This is a genomic window from Pseudomonas sp. TWI929, from assembly GCF_039673335.1.
Classification (GTDB): Bacteria; Pseudomonadota; Gammaproteobacteria; order Pseudomonadales; family Pseudomonadaceae; genus Aquipseudomonas.
Genome location: NZ_JBDJLK010000060.1, coordinates 1 through 11,313 on the forward strand (window position 1 = coordinate 1; position 11,313 = coordinate 11,313).

11 protein-coding genes are annotated in these 11,313 nt (G+C 65.0%); 1 reads left to right on the forward strand and 10 read right to left on the reverse strand.

The features are described from left to right. Window positions 1-81: 81 nt before the first annotated feature. The 3 genes from ABE456_RS20575 to ABE456_RS20585 all read right to left on the reverse strand — a co-directional run bounded on the left by ABE456_RS20575 (window position 82) and on the right by ABE456_RS20585 (window position 2,786). Complete coding sequence (locus ABE456_RS20575) at window positions 82-1,053, reverse strand: biotin-dependent carboxyltransferase family protein (RefSeq protein WP_346645560.1); 972 nt, start codon at window positions 1,051-1,053, stop codon at window positions 82-84. Beyond that, a complete protein-coding gene (locus ABE456_RS20580) occupies window positions 1,050-1,937 on the reverse strand; it encodes an allophanate hydrolase subunit 1 (RefSeq protein ID WP_346645561.1) in 888 nt (295 codons plus the stop codon). The genes ABE456_RS20575 and ABE456_RS20580 overlap by 4 nt, the downstream gene beginning before the upstream one ends. A gap of 90 nt (window positions 1,938-2,027) precedes the next feature. Then, window positions 2,028-2,786, reverse strand: coding sequence for a 5-oxoprolinase subunit PxpA (locus ABE456_RS20585; protein WP_346645562.1), 759 nt, complete (start codon window positions 2,784-2,786; stop codon window positions 2,028-2,030). A 120-nt stretch (window positions 2,787-2,906) separates the two neighbouring features. Between ABE456_RS20585 and ABE456_RS20590 the strand changes: the two genes are divergently transcribed. Continuing rightward, window positions 2,907-3,824, forward strand: coding sequence for a LysR family transcriptional regulator (locus tag ABE456_RS20590; RefSeq protein ID WP_346645563.1), 918 nt, complete (start codon window positions 2,907-2,909; stop codon window positions 3,822-3,824). Window positions 3,825-3,934: 110 nt separating this feature from the next. Here the strand turns inward: ABE456_RS20590 and ABE456_RS20595 are convergent, their stop codons facing one another. The 7 genes from ABE456_RS20595 to mhpB form a co-directional block, all read right to left on the reverse strand. Then, the gene (locus tag ABE456_RS20595; protein WP_346645564.1) at window positions 3,935-5,206 is read right to left on the reverse strand and encodes an OprD family porin; all 1,272 of its coding nucleotides are present in this window, start codon (window positions 5,204-5,206) and stop codon (window positions 3,935-3,937) included. 81 nt (window positions 5,207-5,287) lie between these two features. Continuing rightward, window positions 5,288-6,472 (reverse strand): 3-(3-hydroxy-phenyl)propionate transporter MhpT, encoded by a 1,185-nt coding sequence (mhpT, locus tag ABE456_RS20600; protein ID WP_346645565.1) that lies wholly within the window; start codon window positions 6,470-6,472, stop codon window positions 5,288-5,290. Window positions 6,473-6,714: 242 nt separating this feature from the next. After that, window positions 6,715-7,725 carry a 4-hydroxy-2-oxovalerate aldolase gene (gene mhpE, locus ABE456_RS20605; protein WP_346645566.1) on the reverse strand — a complete coding sequence of 337 codons (1,011 nt, stop codon included), beginning with the start codon at window positions 7,723-7,725 and terminating at the stop codon, window positions 6,715-6,717. After that, on the reverse strand, window positions 7,722-8,663 hold the full coding sequence (locus ABE456_RS20610; protein WP_346645567.1) for an acetaldehyde dehydrogenase (acetylating): 942 nt from the start codon (window positions 8,661-8,663) through the stop codon (window positions 7,722-7,724). Before ABE456_RS20610 ends, mhpE begins: the two co-directional genes overlap by 4 nt. 11 nt (window positions 8,664-8,674) lie before the next feature. Continuing rightward, complete coding sequence (gene mhpD, locus ABE456_RS20615; protein WP_346645568.1) at window positions 8,675-9,469, reverse strand: 2-keto-4-pentenoate hydratase; 795 nt, start codon at window positions 9,467-9,469, stop codon at window positions 8,675-8,677. Between the two features lie 15 nt (window positions 9,470-9,484). Beyond that, window positions 9,485-10,348 (reverse strand): alpha/beta fold hydrolase, encoded by an 864-nt coding sequence (locus ABE456_RS20620; protein ID WP_346645569.1) that lies wholly within the window; start codon window positions 10,346-10,348, stop codon window positions 9,485-9,487. Between the two features lie 19 nt (window positions 10,349-10,367). Then, a complete protein-coding gene (mhpB, locus tag ABE456_RS20625; RefSeq protein WP_346645570.1) occupies window positions 10,368-11,312 on the reverse strand; it encodes a 3-carboxyethylcatechol 2,3-dioxygenase in 945 nt (314 codons plus the stop codon). Window position 11,313 lies beyond the last annotated feature (1 nt).

The window sequence follows — 11,313 nt, forward strand, 5'->3', positions numbered from 1 at the left end:
AATCTATGCAGTGATGCCAAGGCCCTGGGGCTGCTGTGCAGCCCTTTCGCGACACAAGGCCGCTCCCACAACGCCTGCAGGTCAGGTGAAGAGCCTGGCCAGGCAGCCGAGCTTCTTCTTGTACGAGCGCCGCGCTTCCAGTGCCTGTTCCAGGCTTACCGACAGGAACCGCGCCTGCTGGTTGGGCTGCATCTGGCCGATCAAGTCGAGGTCGGCACTGATCACCGTGCCGATCATGGCGTAACCGCCGCCCGACACTGCATCGCGGTGCAGGATGATCGGCTCCAGCCCCGCCGGCACCTGGATCGAGCCGATCGGGTAGCAGCTGTCGACGATGTTCGACGGGTCCGACCCGGCACCGAACGGTTGCTCCCGCGGCTTGAAGCTCAAGGCACTGCCGCCCTTGTAGCGATAGCCAATACGGTCCGCTTCGGAGCCGACTGTCCATGCCTCGGTGAAAAAGCTTTGCGCCGCAGCTTCAGTCAGGCGGTGGAAGTACAGCCCCGGCACCACCCGCAACACCACCTCGCCACCCAGGGCCTGGCGCAGGGCCATGGGCAGGCTTGCACCGGCGCGGGTCTTGCCGCTGGGCATGCCGACCGGCAGCAAGTCGCCCACCATCAGCTTGCGCCCATGGAAGCCTCCCAAGGCACCCAAGGCGTAGGTGGAACGGCTACCCAGCACCTCAGGTACATCGATGCCGCCTGCCACCGCCAAGTAGGCACGGGCACCCGCCGTGGGAAAACCGAAGCGCAGTACCTGCCCGGCGCGTACGGCAAATGCCGTGTCCGGGCGTTGCTCACAGCCATCGAGCAACGCTGGCATCTGTGCGCCGCACACCGCCACCAACGCATCCTGCAGGAACTCCAGCTCCGGCCCCACCAGCGCACACTCCAGGCCTGCGGCGCCAGCCGGGTTGCCCACCAGGTGGTTGGCGGCGCTCAGCGCATACTGGTCGAGCGCACCGGACGGCGGAATACCCAGGTGGTAGTAGCCTTCGCGGCCAAGGTCCTGCACAGAAGTTGCCAGGCCTGGTTTGAGTACCTTGATCATGCCAGCACCTCCTGCAACGATTTCGGGTAGCCAACCGGGTCGGCGAGGAAGGCATCCAGAGAAAACTCCACCGGGCGAATGCGCAGGTCGAAGCGGCCCTCCTCCACATCTGCCACCGCCTGGTCGTAGGCACGGCGGTCGATCGGCTTGAACTGCACAATGTCTCCCGGGCGGAAGAACACCATGTGTTCCTTTAGGTAATTCAAGGTTTGCTGCGGGTCGTAGATCGGTGCCGGGGTAACGCCGAACATCTGGTAGCCGCCAGCACCGCGCACCGAGTAGATGCAGCCGAAGCAGCCGCCATGGCCCAAAGTGAGCTTGGGCGTGTCGGTACGCGGGCGCAGGTATTTCGGCACCTGCAGTTGTCGCTCGCGCTCGACCATCTGGAACATGAACGGCAAGCCGGCAACGAAACCGACCATGGAAACGAACCACGGCGCGCCGCTGTGTGCGGCGATGAACGCTTCGACATCGGCCAGGCCGTTGATACGCGCGGCATACTCCAGGTCGGTGCTGCCCGGGTCCTGGTGGCGGTCGCGAAAACGCATCAAGGTTTCGTGCGTCCAGGGGTCGTTGTACAGCACCGGGATCTCGATGATCCGCGTGTGCAGCGAGCGCTCAGCCACCGCCTGCGCTTCGGCACCGCGCACGGCTTCGAGCAGTGCTTCGGGGGCGATGCGGTCGGGGTCGAAACGGATCTGGAACGAGGCGTTGGCCAGGCACACATCCAGCACGCCATCCAGTGCCAGCCGCTCCACCGCACGGGTGACGGCCATGCCCTTGAAGAAAGCTTCCAGCGACATGCTGTCGCTGACTTCGGCAAACAGGTGCTCGTCGGCGCCGAAACTGTAGCGGATCGGGGTTGTAGCAAGCGATTCGGCCATGACTGTTCCTTTTCTTGGAATCTTTATAGAAAGGCAGGCGAAAACAAAATGCACGGGCTCCGGCTTGTGCGTGCCGGCTGCCTCACGAACTCAGCGCGGCGTACGCACCACGATACCGGCAGCGTCCAGCGCCTTGCGCGTTGCCTCGACCAGCGCGAGCGCGCCCGGGGTGTCACTGTGCAGGCAGATGGAATCGAATTCGATGGCTAGGTCCTGGCCCTCGATTGTACGCACCACGCCTTGCTGGCAAGCCCGCAGCACACGCTCGGCGACCGCCTTGGGTTCGTAGCCACGCACATTGCGAGTGAACACGATCGACCCGCTCAGGTCGTACTCACGGTCGGCATAGAACTCGCGAACCACCGGCTGGCCGAGCTGCTGGGCAATGCCGCAGATCACCGAGCCCGGCATGCAGTACAGCAGCAGCTCTGGCTCGATCACCCGCAGGTTTTCTACCAACAGCCGGGCGGCTTGTTCGTCACGCGCCAGGTGCATGTACAGCGCCCCGTGCGGTTTGATGTGCTGCAAACGCACGCCTTGGGCACGGGCAATTTCGCGCAGCGCGCCCAATTGGTAGAGCATGTCGTCGACCAGCTCCTGGGCCGGGGCGTTGATGTGCCGGCGGCCAAAGCCGACCAGGTCACGGAAGCCCGGGTGCGCCCCCACCGCAACGCCCAGGGCCTTGGCCCGCTCGACAGTTCGGCGCATGGTGCCGGGGTCGCCGGCATGGAAGCCAGTTGCAATGTTAGCGCTGCTGATAAAGCCCATCAGCTCGTTGTCGACGCCGTCACCAATGGTCCACGGGCCAAAGCCCTCACCCATGTCCGAATTGAAATCCACTGCTTGCATGCCTGCATCTCCTGGCGCTTGTGACTGCATGCAAGCCACGTTAGATTCTCCGCACCCCCTTGGGAAGATCTATAAACAGATAGGGTATCTTCGGAAAATCAGATACCCAGGGAGCCTACCGTGTCATTGACCCTGCGCCAGGTCCGCTACTTTGTTGCCACCGCCGAAATCGGCCAGATTTCCCAAGCGGCGATCCACCTGAACATCTCCCAGTCGGCGGTAACTACGGCAATCAAGGAGCTGGAGGCAATGCTCGGCGTATTGCTGTTCCAGCGTTCGGCCCAGGGCATGAGCCTGACCGAGGCCGGGCGGCACTTTCTGAACCGCGCCTATGTGATCCTGCGCAGCGTCGACGATGCCTTGAACAGCCCGCTACCGGACGTACGCGCCAGCGGCCTGCTGCGCTTGGCGGCAAGCTATACGGTGATCGGCTACTTCCTGCCGCATCACCTGCAGCGGCTGGAGCACTGGCACCCGGACGTGACCCTGGAGCTGTACGAGCAGGAGCGCAGCGCCATCGAGCAAGGCTTGCTGGAGGGGCGCTTCGACATGGCGGTGGTGCTCACCGCCAACCTCACCCATCCGGACATCGTCTCGGAAACCCTGTTCAACTCCGAGCGCCGGCTGTGGCTGCCCGGGCATCATCCGTTGTGCGAGCGCTCGGCAGTGAGCCTGGCCGATGTGGCCTGCGAGCCGTTCATCCTGCTGACCGTGGACGAGGCCGAGCAAAGTGCCATGCGCTATTGGCAACAGGCCGGGCAACGCCCAAGCGTAAGGGTGCGGACCAGTTCGGTGGAGGCCGTGCGCAGCATGGTCGCCAATGGCAGTGGCGTGGCGATCCTCTCGGACCTGGTGCACCGGCCCTGGTCGCTGGAGGGCAAGCGCATCGAGACGGTAACCATCAGCGACCCGGTGACACCGATGAGCGTGGGACTGGCCTGGCACCGGGAGCGGGCGTTCAGCCCGGCGATGCAGGCAGTGCGCAATTACTTCCATGATGCATTTCTGGCGCCGCAGCAGTTGTCGGCGCGGCGCTGACCTGTTTTTTGCAGGTCCGGCCTCTTCGCGGGCACGCCCGCTCCTAAAGGTACATTGATATGCCTGTGGGAGCGGGCTGGCCCGCGAAAAGGCCGGTACTGCCACTTGGCTCACCAAAGCCTGACGGTGTAGTCCAGGTTAACCCGTAGTTCGTTGTCATCACGGTGGGTCGCCCCCGCCACGAAATCATTGCGATACCAGGCATGGCGCAAGCGCAGCGCCACGCCTTTGAACGTTCCCTGCTGCACGGTGTAGGAAAGCTCCACATCCTTCTCGCTTTCACTCAGCCCTGCCCCGCCAAACCTCGCCAGCTCGATGTTGTCACCACGCACATAACGCAGCATGCCCTTGAGCCCCGGCACACCGAACGGGGCAAAGTCCTGGTCGAACTTCACCTGCCAGCTGCGCTCCTTGGGGTTGAGAAACTCTGAGCTCAGCGTGCCCTCGGTAATTACCAGCGGCTCGGTGCCGTACAGGTAAGGCATCGCGGTATCACCATCCAGGCGCATGTAACCTACGCCAAGGCTATGGCTGGCCCAGGCGTAGCTCAGCATCAAGGCCGTGTTACGGTTGTCGACCTTGCCGGCCTTGGCTGCGCCATCCTCAGCGGCAACGAACAGGCGAAAATCGCTTTTCAGGCGGCCGCTGCCAAGACCGCGCTCGTCAACGAAACCGAAGTAATCCTTGCGGTACAACTGGTCCAGTTCGGCATGGTAGTAGCGCAGGGTCAAGGCATCGGACCAGGCGTAGTCCCCTCCCAGGAAGGTGAAGCGGTCAGAGGTGGCGGCGCCGTTGAAGCGCCCGTTGGGCGAGCCGATGCTCATCTTCTGGTAGTCGGTCGAGTCGCGCAGGTTGATGCGGTCCAGCCAGCCGGCATGCAAGCTCAAGCGCTCGATATCGCTGGAACGCAGATAGGCACCGCGAAAGGTCTGTGGCAGCAGGCGCGTAGGGCTGGCGAAGGAAATGGGCAAAAAGGTACTGATTGTGCCGCCCTGCAGTTCGGTGTGTGAAATACGCATCTTGCCGGTCAGGCCCAGCTCGGAATAGTTGTCGGCGGGCTCGCGCGTGCTGCGGCCGAACGGCAGCAGGCCGGTGCCGGCACGGTCGGGCGAGGAATCCAGCTTCACCCCGAGCATGCCCTTGGCGTCCAGGCCGAAGCCGACCGGCCCCTGGCTGAAGCCGGAGCTGACATTGAGGATGAAGCCCTGTGCCCATTCACGGGCGGCAGCTTGCGTTGTCTGGCCCAGGTAGTTGCGGTCGAAGTAGTAGTTGCGCAGCACCAGCTCGGCATGACTGTCGTCGATGAGGCCGGCAGCGCCAGCGCGGGCGCTGCACAACAGCGAAACGGCCAGGGCCAGGCAGGTGTGGGGAGCCTTGTGCATGAGGTCTTCACTTTCTTGTAGTTGTACGAAGCCCTGCCGCAGGCGCAGCAGGGAGCAGGCAAGGTCGAACAGCGTTCGGGGCTAAAGCGGGCGGCGACCGATCAGGCGGAACAACGCCAGGGCGGCAATCACAACCCCTGGGGCCGAGGCCAGCAGCACGCCGGCTGAACCAGCGCCAAGGGCCAGCATCTGCCCCGCCACCAGCGGCCCGCTCATGGCCCCCAGGCGCCCCACCGCGACGGCAGCGCCCACCCCGGTGGCACGCACCTGCACGGGGTAGAAATACGGCGCCAGGGCATACAACACGCCCTGCCCACCGGTGGCGAAAAAGCCTGCGGCAAAGCCGGCCAGCAGCATCGTGCGCAGCTCGTTGGCCAGCCCCAGGCCCGCCAGGGCGGCGAGGATACCCAGGTACACCAGAGCCGCCGTAGCCCAGGCAGGCAAGCGATCGAGCAGTTGGCCCAGGGCCAGGGTGCCGATCGCTGCGCCCATCTGCAGGGCCAACATTACCCAGCTGGCATCGCGCCCGCTGAAACCCTGAGCGACCAGCAGGCTTGGCAGCCAGTTGATCAGGATGTACACCACCATCAGGGTAAAGAAATAGCTGAGCCACAACAGCCAGGTAGCGCCCTGGCCGAACAGTTCACGGCGCAGGTTCGCTGCACCATCGGCCTGCAGCGTGGCACGGAACTGCTTCGATTCGGGCAGGTACCGCGCCAGAAGCGGCAGGATCAGCAGTGGCCCGGCGCCACCAACCTGGAATACCCGCTGCCAGTCGGCGGTATAGCCGGCAATGCCGATCCCTGCCGCCAACGCGGCGCCCAACGGCACACCACAGTACATCAGGCTGACCGCGCTGCCGCGCAGGCGCTGGCCTGCCGCTTCGGAGCAGAGGGCGATCAGGTTGGGCAGTGCCGCGCCCAGGCCTACACCTGTGAACAGGCGCGCCAGCAACAGGCTGGGCAGGCTCCAGGCATGGGCAGTGGCCAGAGAAAACAGGCCGAACAATGCTACCGAGCCGATCAGTACACGCTTGCGGCCTATGCGGTCGGCCAGCCAGCCGCCGACCAGCGCACCTGGCAGCAGGCCGATAATGCCGGCACTGAACACCCAGCCCATTTGCAGCTTGCCCAGGCTGAAGGCAACGGCCATGCCCGGCGCGGCGATGCCGGCGGCTTGCAGGTCGAGGCCTTCAAGCAAGGCGACAAGAAAGCACAAGCCGATGGTAATGGCTGCGCGAGGCGGGTTACTTGCAGAAATTGTCATGGGGTCACCCGTATTGTTTTTGTAGTGGGTCGTTTACCGAGGGGGCGCATTGCGCCCCAATCGCTGGCCATTCCTAGGCTTGCGCTGGCCCTTGTGGGAGCGGCCTTGTGTCGCGAAAGGGCTGCGCAGCAGCCCCAGCAATTCGTGCATTTGCGCTGAGACCCTGGGGCTGCTTCGCAGCCCTTTCGCGACACAAGGCCGCTCCCACACATGAACGCGTCAATCGTTCAGCTAGTGGCCTTTCAGCGCTTGAGCAGGTCCAGGGCGACGTCGACGATCATGTCTTCCTGGCCGCCGACCATGCGCCGCTTGCCCAGCTCCACCAGGATGTCCACCGCCTTGATGCCGTACCGCGCTGCCGCCACTTCGGCATGCCGCAGGAAACTGGAGTACACCCCGGCGTAGCCCAGTGCCAAGGTTTCGCGGTCCACCCGTACAGGGCGGTCCTGCAGCGGGCGCACCAGGTCGTCGGCGGCATCCATCAGCGCATACAGGTCGGTGCCGTGCTGCCAGCCGAGCTTGTCGGCAGCGGCGATGAACACCTCCAGCGGCGCGTTTCCTGCCCCCGCGCCCATGCCGGCGAGACTGGCGTCGATACGGTCGCAACCCTCCTCCACCGCGGCGATGGAGTTGGCTACGCCAAGGCTGAGGTTGTGGTGCGCATGGATGCCGGTGTGGGTCGCCGGGTCGAGCACCGCCTTGACCGCACGGAAGCGCGCACGGATGTCATCCATGTTCATCGCCCCACCCGAGTCCACCACATAGATGCAGGTGGCGCCGTAGCCCTCCATCAGCTTGGCCTGCCCGGCCAGGCCTTCCGGGGTTTGCATATGGCTCATCATCAGGAAGCCAACCGTGTCCATGCCCAGCTCGCGGGCATATTCGATGTGCTGGCGCGACACGTCGGCCTCGGTACAGTGGGTGGCGACGCGGACGATGCGGGCACCGGCGTTGTAGGCGTTCTTCAAGTCATGGAGGGTGCCGATCCCTGGCAGCAGCAGCGTGGCGATCTTGGCGTGGCTGACCGCGTCGGCGGCTGCTTCGATCCATTCGAGGTCGGTGTGGGCACCGAAGCCGTAATTGAAACTGGAGCCCTGCAGGCCATCGCCATGGGCCACTTCGATGGAGTCCACCTTGGCCCGGTCCAGGGCGCTGGCAATGGCGCGCACGTCATCCAGTGAGTACTGATGGCGGATGGCATGCATGCCATCGCGCAGGGTCACGTCGGAGATATACAGTTGTTTGCCGTTCATGCCGGGGCTCCCATCGCCAGTGCCATGCGCTCGGCGGTGGCCAGCGCAGCAGAAGTCATGATGTCGAGGTTGCCGGCATAGGCCGGCAGGTAATGGGCGGCGCCTTCGACTTCAAGGAACACCGAGGTTTTCAACCCACTGAAGCGGCCGTGGCCCGGGATGTTCAAGGGGGCTTCAGGCGGGATCACCTCGAACTGCACCCGTTGCTTCAGGCGGTAGCCCGGCACGTAGGCCTGCACGGCGGCGGCCATTTCCTCGATGCTGGCCGCCACCTGCTGCTGGTCGGCGGCCTCGCTGAGCACGTACACGGTGTCGCGCATCATCAGTGGCGGCTCGGCTGGGTTCATGATGATGATCGCCTTGCCCTTGGCCGCGCCTCCGATCACTTCGATGGCCTTGCTGGTGGTTTCGGTGAACTCGTCGATGTTGGCGCGCGTGCCGGGCCCGGCGGACTTCGAGGCGATCGAAGCAACGATCTCGGCATAGTGCACCTTGGCCACCCGCGACACCGCCGCAACCATCGGGATGGTCGCCTGGCCACCACAGGTGACCATGTTCACGTTCGGCGCCTGCAGGTGCTGCTCCAGGTTCACCACTGGCACGCAGTACGGGCCGATGGCCGCCGGGGTCAGGTCGATCACCCGCAGGTCTGCCTTGTGCCTGCGTAACAGCGCGTCGTTCTTCACGTGGGCGCCAGCGCTGGTGGCATCGAAAACGAAATCGATATCGCTGAATGCCGGCAGGCGCGTCAGCCCTTCTACCCCTTCGTGGGTGGTGGCCACGCCCAGCCGGGCAGCGCGGGCCAGGCCATCGGAGGCCGGGTCGATGCCGACCATCGCCGCCATTTCCAGGTGTTGGGCGTTGCGCATTATCTTGATCATCAGGTCGGTGCCGATGTTGCCGGAACCGATGATGGCGACTTTACGTTTGTGGCTCATGGGGCTCTCCGTCATTCGCCGCTGAAGGTCACGCCGACACGGCCCAGGCCGTCGATCTCGGCTTCGAAATGGTCACCCGGCGCCACCGCCACCATTGGCCCGAGGGCACCGGTGAGGATGATGTCGCCGGCGCGCAGCGGTTCGCCCAGGCGGGCCATGGTGCGGGCCAGCCATACCGCTGCATTGAGCGGGTGGCCCAGGCACTCGGCGCCACTGCCACTGGAAGCCAGTTCACCATTGCGGGTCATGCGCATGGCCGCACCACGCAAGTCGAGGTCGTGCAGCCGGCGGGCCGGGCCGCCGAGCACGAAGCAGCCGCTGGAAGCGTTGTCGGCCACGGTGTCGGCGAAGCGGATGTTCCAGCCCTGAATACGGCTGCCGACGATTTCCAGCGCGGGCAGCACATACCCCGTGGCCGCCAGCACATCGGCGAAGGTGGTTTGTGCACTGGGCAGGTCATGGGCCAGTACCAGGGCGATTTCGGCCTCGATCTTTGGCTGCATCACGCTGGCAAAGGGCACGCTTTCGTTGTCGCCGTAGCACATGTCGGCGAACAGGCTACCGAAGTCAGGCTGGTCTACGCCCAGCTGGGCCTGCACCTTGGGGTTGGTCAGGCCGATCTTGCGACCCACCAGGCGCCGGCCAGCGGCCAGGCCGTGAGCAACGTTCAGGCGCTGGATGGTGTAGGCCGCGGCGGCGTTTTCCGCGCCGATGGCTTCGCGCAACGGCGCAATGGCCTCGCCCTGCTGTTGAGCGCGGCGCAGGTCGGCGGCCAGGCGCTCAAGGGTTTGTGTATCGATGGTCATGATCGCTACCTCGAATCAATGCTGGAGGAAGTCCAGCACCAGGCGGTTGAAGGTGTCGGCGTGTTCCCACTGGGCCCAGTGGCCGCAGTTGTTGAACACATGCAAGGCCGCATCGGGGATACCGGCCAGCAGGCGCAGGCCGGCGTCCATCGGCACGAAGCGGTCGTTGCGGCCCCAGACGATCAGGCTGCGGGCGCGAATTTCGTGCAGGCGCGGGCTGAAGTCGGGGAACTGGCGCGGGTTGGCAGCCAGGCTGGCAACGAAATTGTCCAGGTGGTCACGACGGCTGAGCATATTGGCCAAGCGGGTCTGGAACAGCTCCTCGGTGAGGTCGCTGGGGTCGTAGACGAAGACGTTCATCATCTTCTTCAGGTTGTCGATGGTCGGCTCGCGGTACAGGCCATTGAGCAACTTGATGCCCTCGGTAGGCATGGGCACGAACGGGCTCGCACCACCGGTGCCGCCCCCCATCAGCACCAGCTTGCCGACCCGCTCGGGGTGGTTAAGGGCAAAGGCCACGGCACTGTGGCCGCCCATGGAGTTGCCGAGAATGTGCACACGCTCCAGCCCCAGCACGTCGAGCAGGCCCTTGAGCGCGGTGGCATTGAGGTCGGAGCGCGAACCACGGCAGACGATCGGGTCGCTCTTGCTCCAGCCTGGGCAGTCCATCAGCACTACACGGTAGCCGGCAGCCAGCAGCGGTTCGAGGTTGCGGCTGAAGTTGGCCCAGCCACTGGCGCCGGGCCCGGAGCCATGCAGCATGACCACGGTTTCGGCGCCTGCGCCAAGGTCGTTGTAGTGCAGTTGCAGGTCCAGTTCGCCTTCGCGGATGCGGGCGAAACGGCTGCTGTCGGCTTCGTTGAGCGGGGTATGGCTCATGAGGGTTGTTCTCCGTTCATCAAGTAAGGGATTGGGCGCTGAGCGAGCCAAAGCCGGCGATCCATTCAGGGATTGGCCGGTAGTAACGCGCGCTGGCCTGGTAAGCACCAAACGCCCCGAGCGCGGCAAACGCCGCCACCCAGGCCTTGACCTCGTGGGTCGACTTGCCCGCCAGCGCTGACAGCTCGGCGTTGGCCATGCCATCGAGCTCGCCGTAGCGGCGTTGCTCCAGCAGGTCGAGAAAGTGGTTGTCCCAGCCCGGGTTGAGCGGGTGCAGGGTGTGCTGGTCGCGCACAAAGCCTTCGGCGGCACTGATTACCCGCTGTTGCCGTGCCTGCCGCTCGTTGGCCGGCAGGTCGCGCCCACTGCCCATCAGGCGGTCGGCCATGCGTGCATCGACCTGTGCCAGCTCCGGCACTGGCGGCTGGTGCGACAGGCCGCCGGAGCCGAGGAACAGCACCCGCTTGCCGCTGGCACGGGCGAAGCGGCCAATGGCTTCACCGAGCAGGCGGGCGCGGTCGAAGCCTGGCAGCGGCACCGCCACGCTGTTGATGAACACCGGAATAACCGGCTTGGCGGCCAGGCCGCCGAGCAGCAGCTCCAGCGGCTGGGCAAAGCCATGGTCGACCTGCATGCGGTACGACACGGCAGCGTCCACCCCCGCTGCCAGCACCGCGCTGGCGCAGGCTTCGGCGATACCGCGGGGCACGTCGAGCGGGCCAGCGGCGCTGTTGAAGTCGCCAATGGCAGTGGCGCCCATGCCGATGCAGAACGCCGGCATCACGTCATAGAAAAAGCCGTTGTAGTGGTCCGGTGCAAACAGGAACACCAGCTCTGGGTCGAAGGCGGCGATGCGCGCACGCGCGGCGCCGATCACCTCGTCTACCTCCGCCAGTACGGCTTGCGGTGGGTCGACATAGCCCACCAAGGGGGTATGCGAGAGGCAGTGCAGATAAGCGCTCATC